Here is an 18,804-nt window from a genome sequence, read left to right as displayed (position 1 = left end):
CTCGACGGTCAGCGACCCGGCCGCACCACGCCCGCGCTGCCGCCGCCGCGGCGCTCCGGCTCGGCGACCGACAGCAGCTTCCCGCGGTCGAGGAGCTCGATCGCGGTGGCGGCCCCGATCTCCGGGTTGTCGGCGAACACGTGCCCGAGCGCCTCGAGGCCCGTGCGCGGGAAGTCCGGCTCGGCCTGGATCGACGTCCCGTTGCGGGGGGTCGCACGCGGCGCGGCGACGGCCTCGTCGAGGCGCATGCCGAGGTCGACCCGGTTCACCAGCGTCTGCAGCACCGTCGTGATGATCGTCGAGCCGCCCGGTGACCCGAGCGCGAGCAGGGGCCGTCCGTCCTGCAGCACGATCGTCGGGGCCATCGAGCTGCGCGGACGCTTGCCGGGACCGGGCAGGTTCGGGTCGGCGCCGTTCTGGGTGTCCGTGAAGTTGAAGTCCGTCAGCTCGTTGTTGAGCAGGAACCCGCGGCCCGGGACGACGATCCCGCTGCCGCCCGTCGACTCGATGGTCAGCGTGTAGGCCACGACGTTGCCCCAGCGGTCGGCCGTGGTCAGGTGCGTGGTCGACGTGCCCTCGGGTGACCCGTCGCCCGGGTCGGCCCCCGGGGGGCAGTCGCCGTACGTCCCGTCGGGGGAGCCGGGTGCCACCGGCTTGGGCAGCGCCGCCGCCGGGTCGATCAGGCACGCGCGCTCGGCGGCGAAGCCGTCGGACAGCAGCTCGTCCAGCGGGACGTCGACGAACGCGGGGTCCCCAACCCAGCGGTTGCGGTCCGCGAACGCGAGCGACGCCGCCTCGATGTAGTGGTGCAGCGACTGCGTCTCGTCGAGCGCGCCCAGGTCCACGGTCTCGAGGATGTTCAGCGCCTCGCCGACCGTCGACCCGCCGGACGACGGCGGCGCCATCCCGTACACGTCCAGCCCGCGGTAACCGACGTGCGTGGGCTCGCGGTGCACGACGTCGTACGCGGCGAGGTCGGCCGTCTCGAGCAGCCCCGGGCGCACCACGCGCACGCTGCCGGGCGCGACCGGCGGCGTCTGCGCGGTGTCGACGATCTCCTGCGCCAGCCGCCCCGTGTACAGGGCGTCGACCCCGTCGCGGGCCAGCAGGCGGTAGGTGCGCGCCAGGTCGGGGTTGCGGAGCACGGACCCGACGCGCGGCACGGCGCCGCGGGGGAGGAACAGCGCGGCCGTCGACGGGAAGTCGGCGAACCGGTCGGCGTTCTGCGCGGTCTGCTCCGCGAACGTCCGGTCGACGACGAACCCGCGCTCGGCGACGCGCGTCGCCCCCGCCAACGCGTCCCGCAGGCTCAGCGTCCCCCACGCGTCGAGGGCCGCCTGCCACGTCGCGGGCGTCCCCGGCACGCCGACCGACAGCCCCGACGTCACCGCCTCCTCGAACGGGATCGCAACCCCGTCCTCGACGAACGCGTCGGCACCCATCGCGGCCGGAGCGGTCTCGCGGCCGTCGACCGTCTGCACGGTCCCGCTCGCCGCGTCGTACACGACGAGGAAGCCACCGCCGCCGATGCCGGCCGAGTACGGCTCGGTCACCCCCAGCGTCGCGGCCGCGGCCACCGCCGCGTCGACCGCGTTGCCGCCCCGGCGCAGCACGTCCAGGCCGACGCGCGTGGCGTCCGGGTCGACGGTCGAGACGGCACCTCCGCTCCCGACCGCGACCGGCACCTTCGCGGGCGGGCGCCCGGGGTGCGGCCCGCCGGGGCCGGGGTGCCCGCCGGGTCCACCCGGCCCGCCGCGTCCGTCGAGCTCGGCACCGTCGCCGACGTCCGGCGCCGTGTCCGGTGGCGCCGCGCTCCCCGGCAGCGCCCCGGCGCTGAGCGCGAGGGCCGCGGCGACGACGACGAGCGGACGGGCGAGCGTGGACGTGCGCATGGCGGCCCCCTGGTGGTGCGACGTCAGGAGTCCGTCCTACCACCGCACGGGCGCGAGGTCACGGGGTCGCGTGGCCCCGGTCAGGACACCTTGCCGCGCAGCAGCCGGTGCCAGTACACCTGCGGCTCCACGTACCGGTCGAACAGGTAGAGCGAGCGCCGCGGCCGGACCAGGTCGGGGAAGGGGACGGTCGGCTCCTCGTGCTCGTCGCGGTTGTGCTCGGCCAGCAGCAGCTCGTGCCGTGACGTCGTCACCGGGGCGACCGTGTAGCCGTCGTAGTGACGCAGCGTGCCGCCGACGAGCGCCGCGGGGATGTTGTGCGCGACCACCGGGACCTGCTTGCGCAGCGCACCGCCGGACGGTGACGTGTCGACCGTGGCGACGTCGCCCAGCGCCCACACCCGGGGGTGCGCGCGGTGCTGCAGGGTCTGCGGGTCGACGTCGACGAAGCCGTCGGACCCGGCCGACGCGAGCCCGCTCGCGGCCACCCACGCGGGCGCGCGGTGCGGCGGCGCGACGTACAGGGCGTCGTAGGGCAGCGTGTCCGTCCCGTGGGCGGTGCGCAGGTGCAGCGTCCGCGACCCCGGCTCGACGCGCGACACGGCCGTGCCGGTGCGGACGCGTACGCCGTAGTCGTCGGCCGCGGCGCGCAGCTCACGGTCGGCGCGGGCGGTGCCGGCCAGGCGCGCACCCTCGACCAGCAGGTCGATCGTGATCGTGTCGAGCACCCCGGTCGCGCACCAGTGGCCCGCGGCGAGGAACAGGGGCTTGAGCCCGACGGGCGAGCAGGGAACGTGCCGGTCGGAGATGACGAAGACCGCACGCCCCGACGTGAGGGTCGACAGCATCTGCCACGTCTCGGGCGCGTGCTCGGGGAGGTAGCTGGTCGACGCGTGCGGCGTCGCGACGGCCTCGCGCAGGCCCGGCACGGCATCCCAGTCGACCTCCGAGCCGGGGCACAGCACGAGGTCGCCGTAGCCCACCGAACGGCCGCCGGCGAGGCGGATAACCGACGCCTGCGGATCGACCGCCGTCACCCGGTCCTCGTACCAGTGCACGTCCGCCGGTACGACGTCGACCTGCGGGCGGCGCAGGTCGTCGAGGGTCGCGGCGCCTCCCGCGACGTACGACAGCAGCGGCCGGTAGTGGTGCACCTCGTTGGGTTCGACGAGCGCGACGTCGGGGCACCCGCTGCGCAGCAGCTTGGCCGCCAGCGAGATGCCGGCGTTGCCGCCCCCGACGATGACGACGCGATGGCGCGGAGCGATCATGGGCGCACGCTTCCCTGTGGCTGGAGAACCAGGTCCTGCCACGCTAGGTGACCCGCCCGCGGCGCGCGCGTCGAGGAGCGGGGCGGGGCGGGCGTGACCGCGGACGCACGGTCGCGGTCCACCGCCGCGCGGCCAGGACGGCCTACCGTGGGGACGTGGAGCCGCACGTGACCAGGGTCGTCGCGCACCGGGGGAGCTCCTGGGTCGCGCCGCAGAACACCCTCGCGGCGTTCGAGTCCGCCGCCCGCGCGGGCGCCGACGCGATCGAGCTCGACGTGCAGCTGACCGCCGACGGGCACGTCGTGGTGATCCACGACGACACGCTCGACGCGACGACGTCCGGGTCCGGCCGGCTCGACGGCACGACGCTCGCCGAGGTGCGGGCGCTCGACGCCGGCTCGTGGTTCTCGCCGGCCTACGCCGGGCAGCGTGTACCGGTGCTCGAGGAGGTCGTCGACCTGCTGCTGCGGCACCCGTCCGTCGACCTGCTCTGCGAGGTCAAGGGCGAGTGGACGCCCGAGGAGGCAGCGCGCGTCACGCGCCCGCTGCGGGACGCGGGCCTGGCGTCGCGCGTCGTGGTGCAGAGCTTCTCCCCGCGCACGGTCGCGGCGCTGCGCGAGGCGGACCCGGGCCTGCGGCGCGGCCTGCTGCTGGAGGACGTGGGCGGCGACGTGCTCGACGTGTGCGCCGCCCTCGACGTCCGTATGGCCAACCCCCACGGCCGGGCGGTCCTGCGGGATCCCGGGCTGGTGGCGCGGCTGCACGACGCGGGGCTGCAGGTGGCGGTGTGGACCCTGAACGACGTGGCGCACTGGTCCGCGGCCGTCGAGCTGGGCGTCGACGAGATCATCACCGACCGCCCGGACCGCCTGGCCGGCTGGCTGGCCGCGCGCGGGTGACACGGGGTGTGAAGCGTTGGTGCCGGAGTCCGGCAGCAACGCTTCACACCCCGGTGGTCCGGGGGGCCCGGTGCGGCGTCACGCCGGCCGGGGCGGGTGCGACCCGTCAGGTCGACCCGTCAGGTCACGCGCAGGTGGCCGTGAGGCCCTGGCCGTTGCCCGTGCCCTGGAAGCCGAACTCGGTGGACTGGCCCGCTCCCACCGACCCGTTCCACGGTGCGTTGGTGAACCGGACCGTGCCGCTCGACCCGCTGCCGACCGAGCTCCAGGAGTTGCTGACGCCCGCGCCGGCGGGCAGCGCGACCGTGGTCGTCCAGCCGTTGAGCGCCGACGAGCCTGCGGTGATCCTCACGGTCGCGACGAACCCGCCGTTCCACTGGTTCAGCGACACGACGGCGGAGCAGCCACCGGGTGCCGTCGTGGGGCCCGTCGTCGGCGTGGGCGTGACCGATGGCGTGGGCGTGACCGATGGCGTCGGCGTGGGCGTGACCGACGGCGTGGGCGTGACCGATGGCGTCGGGGTCGGCGTGACCGTCGGCGTGGGCGTGACGGTCGGCGTCGGCGTCTGGGTCGGCCGGGGGCCGTCCGTGAGCGTCGGCGTCGTCCAGTCGATCCACTGCGACAGGTTGCCTGCGGCGCGGCTGGAGATGCGCATCTGGCCGTTCGGGGTGCCGGTGCCGAGCAGGAAGGTCTGGATGTTCTGCTGCAGCGGGGTGCGCCACTCGGGGCGGTTGGCGCAGTGGCTGCCGTCGGCGACGTCGGACCAGTACGTGATGTTGCTGCCGGCGCCCAGGGCCTTGTAGATCTCGGCGCCGCCGAGCGCGGCGACGCTCGCCGAGCGCGGGCCGAGGTTGGCGATGTGCGGGTTGTCCATGATGAACAGGCCGCGCGGTGCGACCAGCCCGAGGAGTTGGTGGGTGTCCACGGGCAGGTTGTTCGGGTTGCCGGTGGAGGACCCGAACGCGTCGCCGAACCAGGGCTGCTCGCCGTAGGCGCTGCTCAGGGACTGTGCGCCCTCGCCGGGGATGCCGCGGAAGATCGGCACGCCCGCGGTGCCGGACTCGATGGGCATGGTCAGGGCGATGCGCTGGTCGAACGCGCCGGCGACGATGGCGCCCTTGCCGAAGCGTGAGCACCCGGTCACGCCGGTGGCGTCGGCCCTGAGGATCGAGCCGCCGGAGGCCTCGATGACGTCGATGATGCGGCTGACGCCCCACGCCCAGGCCATGAGCAGGCCGGTCTGGCTGTTCGAGCCGTAGATGTCGTAGAACGCGCCCTGCTTGTTGGCCCGCCCGGTGCCCTCCTTGCCCACGACGTAGGGGTCGAAGCTGATCACCGCGGCACCCGAGCTGCGGATCGTGGCGGTGTCGCCGCCGAACCCGCCGTAGACCACGACCGCCGGGTGGGGCCCGTTGCCGCTGGGCAGCGACACGTTCGCCGAGAAGCTGGTCGAGCGGCCGTTCTGGGAGACGTTGACCGTGATCCGGGAGCTGGTGACGCTCCCGGTCACGGACGCCGGCTTGCCCGGCTTCTCGCCGTAGACGTACCGCTCCATCAGGCGCCTGGTCAGCTCACGCTGGCAGCGCCAGTCCGCCTTGGTGGTGATGCGCGTGCCGTCGGCCCGCCGGAACGGGTCGGGCAGCCGCGAGCTCGACGCCGTGGCAGGCAGGGACGGGAACGTGCAGTCGGCACCGGCGTTCTCGACGGCCTCGACGAACGGTGCCGCCTGCGCGGGTGGGGCGTGGGGCACGTCGGCCACGACGACGGCGGCGGCGAGCGCCAACGACGTCATGACGACCAGTGCGGGGCGGGACTTCGAGCGGCCCGTGGTTCTCACCGGGTCTCTCCCTCCGTGGGGGTGGCGGGAGGGGGGCGCTCGGGTCGACGACGGCGGGTGAGCGGCACTGCTCCCAGGGTCGAGCGACACTCTGCAAACGTTTTCCATGTCGGGTCAACGGGCCTAAACCCTTATGGCCCGGGGGCAACGGTGTTTGCCATCCGGGAGCCCCGGGGGCCGCTTCCGAGCGGTCCGCAGTCGCCCTCCGCGGGGACCGCGGGCCTCCGGCCCGGCGCCTCAGCCCTCGGGCTGACCCGCGAGCAGCCACCGCACCGTGCGCGTCGCACCGTGCCCGGCGGCGCGCGCGGCCGCGACCCGGACCCGGCCCGGGCGAGGGAGCCCCAGCGCGCGGGCCGCCCAGCCCGGCAGGGACTCCACGGCGGCGGCGGCGAGCGCCGCGTACCCCGGCCGCAGCGTCCACGGCACGGGCGGCTCGCGCAGCAGGAACTCGGCCGCGTCGAGCGCGGCGGGCGTCGCGCGCAGCACGGGCCGGTAGCCCTCGATCGCGTCCCGGAGCCCGGCGACCGTCTCCGGGACGTCCACGGCGCCCAGCGCGCGCCCGACGCGTGCGGTCTGCGCCACGTACTCGTCGGCCCGCGAGGGGCTCAGCGGGTGGGCGCCGTACCGCGTGTGCGCGACGAGGAAGCTCTCGATCTCCGCGACGTGGACCCAGCGCAGCAGGTCCGGGTCGTCGGCCGCGTACGCGATGCCCTCGGGCGTCACGCCGCGCACGCGCGCGTGGATCGTGCGCACCGCGTCGACCGCGGCCTGGGCGTCGTCGGCTGTCCCGAACACGGTGGTGGCCAGGAAGGTGCTCGTGCCGGCGAGGCGGCCCCACGGGTCGTCGCGGAAGTCCGAGTGGCTCGCGACGCCCGCCATCGCGGCGGGGTGCAGCGACTGCAGGAGCAGCGAGCGCAGCCCGCCGACGAACATGGACGCGTCGCCGTGGACGACCCGTACCGCGGCGTCGGGGCCGAACCACCGGGCGCCGGGACGGCCGTGGATGCGCGCGCGGCTGCGCTGCCCGTGAGGGCCGGCGACACGCAGGAAGAGCGCCTCGCCGGAGCGGGCGCGCCAGCGTCGGACGGGGTCGACGAGCGTCACGCCCCCACGGTACGTACCGGCGGACCGGACGTCGTCCCCGGGGGTGCCCCGGCACCGGACCCGCCCCGCACGGCCGCGTCGGGGCCGGCGGGGCGCCCGAACGGTTCCAGTCCGCGGGACAGGCCACCGGATGCTCCCCGATGGGTTCCCCTGTCGGCCGCGGTCAGTGAGGATGGACACGGACGCGCGTCCGATCACGAGGGGGACGACAATGGAGTGCACCCGGACCGACCTGCCCGCCGTCACGATCGCCGCCGTGCGGTCGACGGTGCCGATGTCACGGCTGACCGAGTTCTACGACACCGCCTACGCGCAGGTCACGGCGGCGGCCGGGCGCGAGGGGTGGACGCTCGCGGGTCCGGCCTTCGGCTGGTACCACCGGATGCCGACCGACTCGGTCGACCTCACGGCCGGCTTCGTCGTCGACGGTGCGGCCCTGGGGACGTGGGAGGACGTCGAGGTGAGCGAGATGCCCGGGGGCGCCGCGCTCGTGCTCATCCACACCGGCCCCTACGACGCCCTGGCCGACGCGTGGGAGCGGCTCGAGAAGGAGCGCGCCGAGCTCGGCGTCGAGGGTCGCGGCGACTTCTGGGAGGAGTACGTCACCGACCCGGCGCCGGACGGCGACCCCGACCTGAACATCACCCGGCTGGTGCTGCCGCTGAGCGTCGACGCCTGACGCGGGGCGGATCGGCTCAGGCCGCCCCGCCGCCGGTCGTCCCCTCGACCAGCCCGATCTCGTTGCCGTCGGGGTCGACGAACGAGGCCCACCAGCTGGTGTCGTCGATCGGCGTCCTCGGTGCCCGGACCTCACCGCCGAGCTCCGCGACCCGCGCCAGCACCGCGTCGATCGAGTCCACCTCGACGTAGCTGCGCGGTGCGGTGAACCCCTCGCTGCGCGGGGCCAGGCCGCCGCCGCTGATCCCGTTCGGGGCCGACCACATCGGGTAGCTCTCGAAACCGGGGATCTCGGCGATCTGCCAGCCGAACAGCGTCCCGTAGAACTGCGACGCCGCCTGGACGTCGCCGACCGGGATGTCGATGTGCGTGATGTCGCCGTGCGCCATGTCCGTGCCTCCGCTCCTGCCGCCCCGGCACCGCCGGGCAGCCTGTCCGATCTGTCGCTTTCCAGGCTAGGGCCGGGGTCCGACATCCGGCGGCCCGAGGTCCCACCCGGGCGCAGGTGTCCGGCGGCATGCTGTGCGTGCCGATGCAGGAGCGAGGGGCCGGCAGCGGTGTACGTTCGCACCCGCCCGGCACTCCTCGACGGTGTCGGCACCACCACGACCGGGGGGACGGAGGACACGATGCCCGCGCTGCTGCCGCTCCTGCTGCCGGACCCCCGTGACGTGCGCGCGGAGCGCACGCCCGTCGCGCCGGTCCCCTGCGCGGCCCGTCCCGGCACGCCCTTCCGTCACCTCGAGGGGCCGTGCGAGTGCTTCTTCGGTGGTCGCGCCCCTGAGTTCCCGCCCACGGCGGGCGCGCCGGCCTGACGTCACGACCGGTCGTTGCGCCGACGCCCGGAAGCCGGACGCCCGGACGTCAGGACGGCAGCGAGTCCGCGAACCGCACGACCGCCGCACCGATGCCGGTGCCGAGGGCCGCGACCAGCGCGACGCCCGCGAGCACGAGCGTCGTCACCGCACCCGCCGTGCGCCCCTGCCGCCGTGGCGTGACGTCGGTCGGTCGCGCCGGGTCGACCCACACGGTCCCGTCGAAGACGTACGGCTGCCCGGGCGCGTGGACGCGGAAGACGTGCATCCGGGCGCGCAGCGTCCGGCCGTCCGGCGCGGGGTACTCGACGTCGACGAACTCGCCGCCAGGGCTCGGCGACTCCGACAGCAGCCGCGCGGGCACCTGCACGCGGCGCACGCCCCGCGCCGCGGCGAGGGCGCGGAACCCCAGGACGGCCAGGACGACGGCGAGCACGAGGCTCCCGACGCAGGCGAGGACGAGGGCCGAGGACGTGGACACGGGCACACGGTAGCGGCCGGCGCCCGGTGGTCGGTCAACCCTGCGGCGGGTCCTCCCCGACGAGTCCGTCGATCGCCTCGCGGAACAGGTCCGCGTGCCCGAGGTGGCGCGCGTACTCCGCGTTGAGGTCCACCAGCATGCGGCGCCGGTTGGGGTGGCCGCCCTCGTCCCACTCGATGTCCGCGGGCTCGTCGAGGCCGCCGTCGGCGGTGACGCGCGTCCACGCCGTGCGCGCCCGCTCGACCGCCTCCTGCCACCAGCGGTACAGGTCGGCGGGGGAGTCGTCGGCGGCCGATCGCCAGTCGTAGCCGGGCCAGTCGTCGGGGGTCGTGTGGTGCCACGGCTTGCCGTAGCCGCCGGCGCCCAGCCTGCGGGCGACGAAGTCGTCCTCGACGAACGTCATGTGCTTGACGAGGCCGGCGAGAGTCATCTCCGACGGCGGGAAGGCGCGGTGCAGCGCCTCGGCGTCGAGCCCGCCGACCTTCCAGGCGAAGGTGGCGCGCGTGCGCTCGAGCATGAAGAGCGCGAGCTCGACCTCGCCCGCGTCGAGCCCGGGCTCGTCGATGGTCGTGTCCAGCTGTGGGATCCCCTGGGGGGTGGTGTCGGTCATGCGAGCGACCGTAGGGTGGGTTCCGGACGATCCGCTGCCGGTTCTCCGGACGGCGTCCCGCCAACCGCGCAGGGGGCGGCATGACGACCCGCGACACCAGCCCCACGTCCCGCGCCCTGCTGGCGCTCTCCGAGCTGCACGCCCGGCCGGGCCTCACCGCGGCGGACCTGGCCGCCCACCTGGGGGTGTCCGAGCGGGCGGCGCGCCGGTACGTCGCGCTCCTGCGGGAGGCCGGGATCCCCGTGACGTCGGTGCGCGGCCCCTACGGCGGGTACCGGGTGGGGCGCGGCGTGCGGCTGCCGCCGCTGGTGTTCGGCGCCGACGAGGCGCTCGGCCTCGTCATGGCGGTGCTGGACGGGCACCACGACGTGCGCGACCGGACCGACCCCGTGGCGTCCGCTCTCGACAAGCTGCTGCGCGCCCTCCCGCAGCCCGTCGCCGCGCAGGCTGCCGTGGTGCGCCGGTCCACGGCGGCCGCACCCGACCGTGCGGCCGCCCGTCCCGACCCCGCCGTCACCGCGGCGCTCGTGCAGGCGTGCGCGGACCGCCGGCCCGTGCGCGTGCGGTACCGCTCGGAGTCCGGGCGCGAGTGGGACGCCGACGTCGACGCGTGGTCGGTCGTCGTGCGGCACGGGCGCTGGTACCTCGTGTGCCGGCGCCACGACGGCGACGCCGTGCGCACCTACCGGGTCGACCGGGTGCTCACGGTGCAGTCGCTGCCGGGGACGGCCGCACCGGCCCCGGAGGCCGACCCCGTCGCACTGCTCGAGGAGCACCTGGCGCAGGGGTGGGAGTACGACGTCGACGTCCTGGTCGAGGCCGAGCACGCGGACGTCGTGCGCCGGCTGCCCGCCGGACTGGGGCGCGTCGAGCCCGTCGGCCCGACGACGACCCGGCTGGTCGCCACGACGAGCAACCCCGCCTGGTACGCGCAGCAGCTGGTCGCCGTCCCCGTGCCGTTCCGGGTCGTGGGCGGTCCGGAGCTGCGGGCGTGCGTGCGCGAGGTCGGCGCACGGCTCGCGGCGGCGGTGGCCGACGGCGTCGGGTCGACGCCGCCTGTCCCGGCCGCTGCCGGCGGGCGCGACGTCACCCGACCGGCTGGAGCCATCGACGCGGGCGCCGCCCCTGAGGGTTCGACGCGGGTCCCGCGGGGTGCAGGTGGTGCGCGTGCCCACCGCGTGCGCCCGACCTCCGCACCGGACCGGGTCCGGGCAGAGGACGTCGTCACCGCCGACGGCGTGCTGCGGCGCTCCTTCTCGAGCCCCGCGACGCCCTGACCGCCGCGTCCACCGGGTCGTCACAGAACCTGCACGCGCACGCGGCGATCTCTCACGTGGAACGGCGCACGGCCGCCGTGACCGGAACCTACGGTGTCGCCATGAGCGACGCCGGTGAGCCCACCGCCCCGACCGATCCGCCACCGGCCGGGCCGACGGGCGTCGCGGCGCCGCCGCACCCGGCCTGGCGGGCGCCCGCCGTTGCGCCCTCGCCGCCCACGAGGTTCACGCTCGCGCGCGACGCGTTCTGGGCGGCGCGCACCGTGCCGGCACCCGCCCCCGCGCTCGCGGTCAGCGCGGTCGTCGGGGTGCTCGGGGGCGTGCTGCTCGTCGCCGACCTGCCGGGCCTCGGCACGTCCCTCGTCGCCCTCGCGGTGTGGGGTGCGGCGGTGCCGGCCCTGGTGCGGCGCCGGGCGTGGAACGCGCTCGTGACGGCCGCGCTCGCGGTCGCCCTCGTGGCCATGGTCGCGGTGCGCGACGCCGGGTGGGTCCTCGCGCTGTGCGTCGTCGTCGCCGTCCTCGCGGGCATGGTGGCCGCGACGTCGGCGAGCAGCGCGCCCGCGGTGCTCCTCAGCCCGCTGACCTGGGCTTCCGGCGCCCTGCGGGCCGTGCCGTGGGTCCGCAACGGCGTCGGCACGCTCCTGGGGACGCGGCGCGCGCAGCTGCTCGTCGCCCTGCGCAGCGTCGCCGTCACCGTGGCGCTGCTGCTCGTGTTCGGCGCCCTGTTCGCCAGCGCGGACAGCGTCTTCGCGAGCTACCTGCCGAGCCTCGACGTCGGGATGCTCCCCGCGCGCGTGGTCGCCGGCGTGCTCGTCGCGCTCCTCACGGCGTCGCTCGCGCACCTCGCGGTCGCGCCGCCCGGCTGGTCCGACCACCGGCTGCCCGAGGGGCGCCCCGCGCGCCGCGGTGAGTGGCTGCTGCCGGTCGGCGCCCTCGCGGCCCTCGTCCTGGCGTTCGTCCTCGTCCAGGTGGGTGCCCTGGTCGACGGTCACCGGCACGTGCTCGAGACCCTCGGGCTCAGCTACGCGCAGTACGCGCGGCAGGGCTTCGCGCAGCTCGTCGTCGTCACCGCGCTCACGCTGGTCGTGGTCGGGGTCGCCGCCCGCCGTGCGCCGCGCGCGACCCCGGGGGACCGGCTCGTGTCCCGGGTCGCGCTCGGGGTGCTGTGCGTGGGGACGCTCGGCGTCGTCGCCTCCGCGCTGCGGCGCATGGACCTGTACGTCGAGGTGTTCGGGCTGACCCGGCTGCGGCTGCTCGTGCTGGTCGCCGAGGTCGCGCTCGCGGCGATCCTCGTGCTGGTGATGGTGGCCGGGATCCGCTGGCGGGGGACGTGGCTCCCGGTCGCCGTGGTGCAGGTCGTCGCGGTCGCGATGCTGGGGCTCGCGCTCGCGGACCCGGACGCGCAGATCGTGCGGCACAACACGACCGCCGAGGCGCGCGAGCAGCTCGACCTGAGCTACCTGCGCGGGCTGTCCGCGGACGCGGTCCCCGCGCTCGACGCGCTGGACGAGCCGCTGCGGACGTGCGCGCTCGCGTTCCGCGAGGTGGCGGTGCCGACCGGCATCGCCGACGCCAACCTGTCACGGTGGCGTGCGGCGCGGATCCTCGCGTTCGAGGACCAGGAGGTCGACGTCACCGACAGCGAGACGTGCGCGCAGTGGGACGGTCACACGCGCTGAGGGAGCAGGTCCGCGGCGGCCGTGCGCAGCGCGTCGGCGACGGCGTCCAGCGCGTCCGTGCGCAGTGACCACTGCTGCCAGTACAGGGGCACGTCGACCGCGTCGTCGGCGAGCCGCACCAGGCGGCCGGCGCGCTCGTCGTCGTCGGCCTGCTCGCCCGGCAGCATGCCCCACCCGAAGCCGAGTCGCACGGCCGCGGCGAAGTCCGCCGACGCGGGGACGCGGTGCCGGGGCGGACGTGCCGGGTCGACGCGCCGCCGGCGCAGCCACCGGTCCTGCAGCCGGTCGTCGGCGTCGAAGGTGACGACCGGGGCGGCGGCGAGCGCCGCGGCCCGCACACCCTCGGACGCCCGGGTGTCCCCGAACCACCGGGCCGCGAACGCGGGCGCCGCGAGCGGCCGGTAGCGCATGACGCCCAGCGGCTCGACCCGGCACCCCTGCACCGCGACCGCCTGCGACGTCACCGCGCCCATCACGGAGCCGTCGCGCAGCAGCTCGGCCGAGCGCTCCTGGTCCTCGCGGACGACGTGCAGCGCGACGCGGCCGGCGAGCGGGGCGAGCGCGGGCAGCACCCACGTGGTGAGGGAGTCGCCGTTGATCGCGAGGGTCACGTGCGGGACGGCGGCGTCGCCGGTCAGGTGGCGGGTGGCGTCGGCGGTGAGCGCGTCGAGCTGGCGGGCCAGGCGGACCAGCGGCTCGCCCGCCGCCGTCGGGCGCACGGGGCGGTCGCGGCGCAGCAGGACGGCGCCCGCGGTCTGCTCGAGCGCCTTGATGCGCTGGCTGACGGCCGAAGGCGTGACGTGCAGGGCTCGCGCGGCGGCGTCGAACGTGCCGAGGTCGGCGGCGGCCGCCAGCGCGCGCAGCTGGCCCAGGTCCCAGTCGCTCATGCAGCCACGCTAATGCTGCGTGCAGAACTTTCGCTGGGCTGACGGCGCAGCGCGGCCTACCGTCGTCCCCATGTGGAGCTCTGCGTGGGCGGGCCTCGGCCTCGGGCTGGGTCTGATCGTCGCCATCGGTGCGCAGAACGCGCACGTCCTGCGGTACGGGTTGCGGCGCGAGCGCGTGGGGCTCGTCGTCGCGATCTGCGCGGTCTCCGACGTGCTGCTCATCGCCGCCGGGACCGCCGGGGTGGGCGCGGTCATCGCGGCGAGCCGCACGCTCACGGTCGTCATGACCCTCGCGGGGGCGGCGGTGCTCCTCGCGTACGGCGCGCTCGCGGCGCGCCGCGCCGTCCGCGGGGACGCGGCCCTCGTCGTCGACGCCGCCGACCGGGCTCCGGCCCGCGCGCCTGCGGCGGGCGCGGTCGGGGTGGGAGGCCTGGTGGCGGCGACCCTCGCGCTGACCTGGCTCAACCCGCACGTCTACCTCGACACCGTGGTGCTCCTGGGCTCGGTCGCGGCGGGGCACGGGGACGCACGGTGGTGGTTCGCGGCCGGCGCCGCCGTGGGGAGCGTGGTGTGGTTCACGGCGCTCGGGTACGGCGCGGCGCTGCTGCGGCCCGTGTTCGCCCGGCCGGTGGCGTGGCGCGTGCTCGACGTCGTCATCGCGTGCGTCATGGTCGCCATCGCGGTGGGGCTGGTTGTGGACCTCGTCACATCGTGACCGGGAGCGACAAGTTGTCGACGCGGCGTCGATAAGATGTGGACATAGCGTCAACAAACTGTCCACCGAGAGGTCTCACCCGTGTTCCTCGCACTGCGCGAGCTCGCCTTCGCGCGCACCCGGTTCGGCCTGATGGGTGCGGTCGTCGCACTCATCAGCGTCCTCATGGTCCTGCTCTCCGGTCTGTCGTCCGGTCTCGTGGTCGACGGTGTCTCGGGGCTGCAGCGCAGCCCGCTGGACGCCGTCGCGTTCGAGGTCGGCACCAAGACCGACTCCGCTTTCACCCGCAGCGTCGTGACGTCCGACCAGCGTGACGCCTGGGCCGCCCGGGACGACTTCGCCGACGCCGAGCTGCTCGGCACCGCCATCGTCAACGCCAAGAACGACGACGGGACGCCGGTCGACCTCACCCTGTTCGGCGTCGAGCCCGGCGGGTTCGTCGAGCCCGCCACGGGCGAGGGCCGTGCCCTCGCCGCCGAGCGCGAGGTCGTGCTGTCCGTCTCCGCCCAGGACGAGGGCGTCGAGCTCGGTGACGTGCTGACGATCGACCGCGTCGGCACCGAGCTCGAGGTCGTCGGCTTCACGACCGACCAGCGCACCTTCGGCCACGTCGACATCGGCTTCCTGCACCTGCGCACCTGGCAGGAGATCCACTCCTCGACCGTGCCCGGCCAGCAGGCCACCGCGGAGGCGTACGACGCCGCGAGCGTCGTCGCGCTGCGCGGCGTCGACGGCAGGCTGCCGGACCTCGCCGCCGGTGACGCCGCCGCCGGCACGACCGCCCGCACGATCACCGAGGCGTACGACTCGTCGCCCGGCTACACCGCCGAGATCACGACGATGCAGCTCATCCAGGGCTTCCTCTACGCCATCTCCGCGCTCGTCGTCGGTGCGTTCTTCACGCTGTGGACGGTGCAGCGCACCCGCGAGCTCGCCGTCATGCGGGCCATGGGCGCCTCGACGCGCTTCCTGCTCGGCGACGGGCTGGCACAGGCCGCGATCCTGCTGGTCGTGTCCGTCGGGGTCGGTCTGGCCGTCGGCCTCGGCCTGGGGTCGCTGCTCGTCGGGACGGGCATGCCGTTCGCCCTGGAGAGCGGACCCATCACGACCGGTGCGCTGCTGCTGCTGGGCCTCGGCCTGTTCGGCGCCGCCGTCGCGACCGTCCGCATCGCCCGTGTCGACCCCGTGACCGCGCTGGGAGAGAACCGATGACCGCCACCACCACCCGTACCGGCCTCGCACTGAGCGACGTCACCCTCGCCTTCGGCGACGGGGACAGCCAGGTCGTCGCCCTCGACCACGTCGACCTGACGGTCACCCCGGGGGAGATCGTCGCGATCGTCGGCCCGTCGGGCGCCGGCAAGTCCAGCCTGCTGGCGGTCGCCGGCGGTCTGACGCGCCCGACCTCCGGCTCCGTCGTCGTCGGCGGGACCGACCTGACCAGCCTGTCGGGTGCCGCCCTGGCGCGCTTCCGCCGCGACAACGTCGGGTTCGTCTTCCAGTCCGGCAACCTCGTGCCCGCGCTGACGGCGATCGACCAGCTGCGGCTGGTCGAGAAGATCACCGGGCGCCGCGCGGTGAAGCCGCCCGTGCAGCTGCTCGCCGCCGTCGGCATGGCCGACCACGCGAAGCGCCGACCCGGGAAGCTGTCCGGCGGTGAGCGTCAGCGCGTCGGGATCGCCCGCGCGCTGGTCGCCTCCCCGTCGGTCCTGCTGGTCGACGAGCCCACCGCGGCGCTCGACCGGCGCCGCAGCCACGAGATCGTGGAGCTGCTCGCGCGTCAGACGCACGACTTCGGGGTCGCTACGGTGATGGTCACGCACGACCACGACGTGCTCGAGCACTGCGACCGCGTGCTCGAGATGGTGGACGGACGCCTCGCGGCCGTCTGACGAACAGGAGGACGCGTGCCACGCATCACGGCGCGCACGGTGCCCGAGCACCGCGAGGCCCAGCGGCGCGCGATCCTCGACGCCACCCGCGAGCTGCTCGCAGCCGCACCCGACGTCGAGCCCACCTTCGCGGACGTCGCCGCGAAGGCGGGGCTCGCACGTCCGAGCATCTACCACTACTTCGCGTCACGGGAGGAGCTCTTCCGCGCCGTCGTCGTGGACGCCCTGCCGCGCTGGCGCGAGACGATCGCGGCGGCCACGGGCGCGCATGAGGACCCCGCGGCCCGCATCGCCGCCTACGCGGACGCGAACCTCACGCTCGTCGCGGACGGCGAGCACGCCGTCATCCGGGCGCTCGTGTCGTTCGACCCGCGGGCGCTCGCCGACCCGCGGATCGCGCAGATGCACGCCGCGCTGGTCGAGCCGCTCGTCGGCGTGCTGCGGGACGCGCAGGTCCCGGACCCGGAGGTCGTCGCACAGCTCGTCAACGCCGTCGTGCAGCGCGCCGGCGCGATGATCGAGGGCGGGGCGGACGTGCCGACGGTCCGGCGGGCGGTGCGCACGCTGCTGACCTCGACGGTCGGGACGCCCGGCGCGGGTTGAGCTCCTCCACGGCGCCGCAGAGGAGGACAGGATTCGGCCCTTGCCCTCGCTACCGTGGCGCCCACGGCACCCGGGGACACGAGGAGGCTCCACCATGACGCGGACGACGCCCCGCGGCTGCACGACCGTGGCCCCCTGGGTGGTGACCGACGACACCGGGGCCTTCCTGGACTTCGTCGTGGCGGTGTTCGGCGGCGAGGAGCTCGCCCGCGTGCCCGTCGAGGACGGCTCGATCGGCCACGGTGTCGAGATGCGGCGCAGATCGACGGCTCCTGTGCGGGCTACCTTGAAGAACAGGGTGCACAGAGCACCCGCCTGTCGAAGTACGGAGCATCGCCGCGCGGTCCGCTCGTTGCATGAGGGACATCTCCGTGGCCGGTGCGTCACGACCGCTCGCTCCAGAGTCCGCCGACATCGTCCGGGGAGATGCCCCGTCGACCCTCTCGAGAACCAACCCGGGCCGTCGTGCCGATCTACGGCACACTCGACACGTCACGCACCACGACGACGCTCCTGAAGGGAACGGCCTTGAAGTTCGACGTCCCCGTTCCGCCCGAGAGGATCCGGATCAGCACCGGGCTGAAGCCGTACCTGTGGGCTCTCGGACTGACCTGGGCACTCCCCGCCGTGCTTGTACTCGTGGGCTGGGTGGTCCTGTCGCTGACCACGGACGCCCCCACGTGCCAGGACTCGACCATGAACTGCATCAGCATCGAGCCCGCAAACGGGATGCTCATGCTCGCCCTGGTGTTCCTGATGCCCGTGTGCGCGGTGGCCGGCCTGCTCGCGGTCACCGTCATCGCAGTACGGAAGGCGGCCCGACGTCGCCAGGCGCCCTAGGGTCAACACACCGGCCTCGTTTCCGACCTCCCCTATCGCCGCACCTGAAGGCGGGCACAGGTGTGAGGATCGCCAAGGGCCCCGACTGGCCGGTCCTGCCCAGCCTCCTGCGGGTGTGGGTCCCCGACGCGGACCGCGCGTTCGAGCGCGCGGTGGCGGCCGGCGCGACCGTCGTCACCGAGCTCGACGACAGCGCCTTCGGCCAGCGCGGCGGCCGGGATGCCGAGCTGTCGGGGCGCGGGCACGGCCGCAGCAGCGCACCCGTCCGCACGTGACCGGACGACCGGGGAGGGAACAGGCGAGCCCCCCGACGGGGTTGCCCTGGGGTATGCGAGCCATCACCTACGACCGCTTCGGCGGCAGCGACGTCCTGCAGCTCACCGACCAGCCGGAGCCCAAGGTCGGCTCCGACAGCGTCCTGGTGCGGGTACGTGCCGCCTCCGTGAACCCGGTGGACTGGAAGATCCGCGCCGGGTACCTCGACCAGATCATCGACACCGAGTTCCCCGCGATCCCGGGGTGGGACGTGGCGGGCGTCGTCGAGCGGCCGGGCCTCGACACCCCGGAGCTGGCGGCCGGCGACGAGGTCTACGGGTACGTCCGCAAGGACTGGCTGCACGGCGGGACGTTCGCCGAGCTGGTCTCCGCGCCCGTGCGGACGCTGGCGCGCAAGCCCGCGTCGCTGAGCTTCGAGGAGGCCGCGGCGGTGCCGCTCGCGGGGCTCACGGCGTACCAGACCATCGTGCGCGTCGGGGTGCGCGACGGGCAGACGGTGCTCGTGCACGCCGCGGCAGGGGGCGTCGGGCAGTTCGCCGTGCAGATCCTGCGGGCCCGCGGGGCGCGCGTCATCGGGACCGCGTCGGCGCGCAACCACGAGCACCTGCGCGGCCTGGGTGCCGAGCCGGTCGAGTACGGCGACGGCCTGGTCGAGCGCGTGCGCGCGCTGGCGCCGCAGGGCGTCGACGTCGTCCTCGACTACGGCTCGGACGACCTGGTGCCGACGACGCGCGCGGTCCTGGCCGACGGCGGCACGGTCGCGTCGATCGTCGACACCGCTGCGCGCGACGAGCTCGGCGGGCACTACGTGTGGGTGCGGCCGAGCACGGCGGACCTCGACGCGCTGACGCGGCTGATCGACGACGGCGCGGTGAAGGTCGACGTGGCGCAGGTCTTCGACCTCGCGGACGCGGCCGCGGCGCACGACCTCGTGGCCGAGGGGCACGTGCGGGGCAAGGTCGTCGTGCGCGTCTGACCGACGCGGAGACCGATCCTCGATCGAATGGCTTGAGGAATCGATCGTTACTCGATAGATTCCTCTCGTCGT

Annotated in this window: 20 protein-coding genes; 12 read left to right on the top strand and 8 right to left on the bottom strand. The window is 75.1% G+C overall.

The window, feature by feature from the left end; genetic code table 11:
- Window positions 1-8: 8 nt before the first annotated feature.
- Both ggt and KKR89_RS17370 read right to left on the bottom strand, forming a co-directional pair.
- Entirely contained in the window at window positions 9-1,892 is a 1,884-nt protein-coding gene (gene ggt, locus KKR89_RS17375) for a gamma-glutamyltransferase (protein WP_208196560.1), read from the bottom strand.
- A gap of 80 nt (window positions 1,893-1,972) precedes the next feature.
- Window positions 1,973-3,163 (bottom strand): NAD(P)/FAD-dependent oxidoreductase, encoded by a 1,191-nt coding sequence (locus KKR89_RS17370; protein ID WP_208196559.1) that lies wholly within the window; start codon window positions 3,161-3,163, stop codon window positions 1,973-1,975.
- Window positions 3,164-3,318: 155 nt separating this feature from the next.
- On the opposite strand from KKR89_RS17370, the gene KKR89_RS17365 reads away from it, so the two are divergent.
- Entirely contained in the window at window positions 3,319-4,062 is a 744-nt protein-coding gene (locus KKR89_RS17365) for a glycerophosphodiester phosphodiesterase (protein ID WP_251140942.1), read from the top strand.
- Window positions 4,063-4,186: 124 nt separating this feature from the next.
- On the opposite strand, the gene KKR89_RS18440 is transcribed toward KKR89_RS17365, so the two are convergent.
- Both KKR89_RS18440 and KKR89_RS17355 read right to left on the bottom strand, forming a co-directional pair.
- Complete coding sequence (locus KKR89_RS18440) at window positions 4,187-5,899, bottom strand: glucuronyl esterase domain-containing protein (protein ID WP_251140941.1); 1,713 nt, start codon at window positions 5,897-5,899, stop codon at window positions 4,187-4,189.
- A gap of 237 nt (window positions 5,900-6,136) precedes the next feature.
- A complete protein-coding gene (locus KKR89_RS17355; protein ID WP_208196558.1) occupies window positions 6,137-7,003 on the bottom strand; it encodes an oxygenase MpaB family protein in 867 nt (288 codons plus the stop codon).
- Window positions 7,004-7,214: 211 nt separating this feature from the next.
- On the opposite strand from KKR89_RS17355, the gene KKR89_RS17350 reads away from it, so the two are divergent.
- A complete protein-coding gene (locus tag KKR89_RS17350) occupies window positions 7,215-7,682 on the top strand; it encodes a GyrI-like domain-containing protein (RefSeq protein ID WP_208196557.1) in 468 nt (155 codons plus the stop codon).
- A gap of 16 nt (window positions 7,683-7,698) precedes the next feature.
- Here the strand turns inward: KKR89_RS17350 and KKR89_RS17345 are convergent, their stop codons facing one another.
- The gene (locus KKR89_RS17345) at window positions 7,699-8,070 is read right to left on the bottom strand and encodes a VOC family protein (protein WP_208196556.1); all 372 of its coding nucleotides are present in this window, start codon (window positions 8,068-8,070) and stop codon (window positions 7,699-7,701) included.
- A 240-nt stretch (window positions 8,071-8,310) separates the two neighbouring features.
- Here KKR89_RS17345 and KKR89_RS17340 point away from each other — a divergent pair, with 240 nt between their 5' ends.
- Window positions 8,311-8,496, top strand: a complete 186-nt coding sequence (locus KKR89_RS17340) for a hypothetical protein (RefSeq protein ID WP_208196555.1) — start codon at window positions 8,311-8,313, stop codon at window positions 8,494-8,496.
- A gap of 49 nt (window positions 8,497-8,545) precedes the next feature.
- Here KKR89_RS17340 and KKR89_RS17335 read toward each other — a convergent pair whose 3' ends face one another.
- The gene (locus KKR89_RS17335) at window positions 8,546-8,977 is read right to left on the bottom strand and encodes a DUF3592 domain-containing protein (RefSeq protein WP_208196554.1); all 432 of its coding nucleotides are present in this window, start codon (window positions 8,975-8,977) and stop codon (window positions 8,546-8,548) included.
- A 34-nt stretch (window positions 8,978-9,011) separates the two neighbouring features.
- On the bottom strand, window positions 9,012-9,587 hold the full coding sequence (locus KKR89_RS17330; RefSeq protein ID WP_208196553.1) for a mycothiol transferase: 576 nt from the start codon (window positions 9,585-9,587) through the stop codon (window positions 9,012-9,014).
- 80 nt (window positions 9,588-9,667) lie between these two features.
- Here KKR89_RS17330 and KKR89_RS17325 point away from each other — a divergent pair, with 80 nt between their 5' ends.
- Together KKR89_RS17325 and KKR89_RS17320 are read left to right on the top strand one after the other, a co-directional pair.
- Window positions 9,668-10,864: a helix-turn-helix transcriptional regulator gene (locus KKR89_RS17325; RefSeq protein WP_243882964.1), complete on the top strand. Its 1,197-nt coding sequence runs from the start codon at window positions 9,668-9,670 to the stop codon at window positions 10,862-10,864.
- Window positions 10,865-10,965: 101 nt separating this feature from the next.
- Window positions 10,966-12,543, top strand: coding sequence for a DUF4153 domain-containing protein (locus KKR89_RS17320; protein WP_208196552.1), 1,578 nt, complete (start codon window positions 10,966-10,968; stop codon window positions 12,541-12,543).
- Here KKR89_RS17320 and KKR89_RS17315 read toward each other — a convergent pair.
- Entirely contained in the window at window positions 12,531-13,430 is a 900-nt protein-coding gene (locus KKR89_RS17315; protein ID WP_208196551.1) for a LysR family transcriptional regulator ArgP, read from the bottom strand. The genes KKR89_RS17320 and KKR89_RS17315 overlap by 13 nt on opposite strands.
- Window positions 13,431-13,500: 70 nt before the next feature.
- Between KKR89_RS17315 and KKR89_RS17310 the strand changes: the two genes are divergently transcribed.
- From KKR89_RS17310 to KKR89_RS17280, 7 genes are all read left to right on the top strand, one after another.
- Entirely contained in the window at window positions 13,501-14,145 is a 645-nt protein-coding gene (locus KKR89_RS17310; RefSeq protein ID WP_208196550.1) for a LysE/ArgO family amino acid transporter, read from the top strand.
- An 81-nt stretch (window positions 14,146-14,226) separates the two neighbouring features.
- Window positions 14,227-15,357: an FtsX-like permease family protein gene (locus tag KKR89_RS17305; RefSeq protein WP_208196549.1), complete on the top strand. Its 1,131-nt coding sequence runs from the start codon at window positions 14,227-14,229 to the stop codon at window positions 15,355-15,357.
- Window positions 15,354-16,037 (top strand): ABC transporter ATP-binding protein, encoded by a 684-nt coding sequence (locus KKR89_RS17300; RefSeq protein WP_208196548.1) that lies wholly within the window; start codon window positions 15,354-15,356, stop codon window positions 16,035-16,037. The genes KKR89_RS17305 and KKR89_RS17300 overlap by 4 nt, the downstream gene beginning before the upstream one ends.
- Window positions 16,038-16,052: 15 nt before the next feature.
- Window positions 16,053-16,640: a TetR/AcrR family transcriptional regulator gene (locus KKR89_RS17295; protein WP_208196547.1), complete on the top strand. Its 588-nt coding sequence runs from the start codon at window positions 16,053-16,055 to the stop codon at window positions 16,638-16,640.
- Window positions 16,641-17,168: 528 nt separating this feature from the next.
- Window positions 17,169-17,480 carry a hypothetical protein gene (locus KKR89_RS17290; protein WP_208196546.1) on the top strand — a complete coding sequence of 104 codons (312 nt, stop codon included), beginning with the start codon at window positions 17,169-17,171 and terminating at the stop codon, window positions 17,478-17,480.
- 62 nt (window positions 17,481-17,542) lie between these two features.
- Complete coding sequence (locus tag KKR89_RS17285; protein ID WP_243882963.1) at window positions 17,543-17,755, top strand: VOC family protein; 213 nt, start codon at window positions 17,543-17,545, stop codon at window positions 17,753-17,755.
- A 53-nt stretch (window positions 17,756-17,808) separates the two neighbouring features.
- Window positions 17,809-18,732: an NADP-dependent oxidoreductase gene (locus KKR89_RS17280; protein ID WP_208196545.1), complete on the top strand. Its 924-nt coding sequence runs from the start codon at window positions 17,809-17,811 to the stop codon at window positions 18,730-18,732.
- Window positions 18,733-18,804: the final 72 nt, after the last annotated feature.

The organism is Cellulomonas dongxiuzhuiae, from assembly GCF_018623035.1.
In the GTDB taxonomy this organism is placed as follows: domain Bacteria; phylum Actinomycetota; class Actinomycetes; order Actinomycetales; family Cellulomonadaceae; genus Cellulomonas; species Cellulomonas dongxiuzhuiae.
Note: the sequence above shows the minus strand (reverse complement) of the source record. Positions and strands in the feature narration are given on the sequence as shown.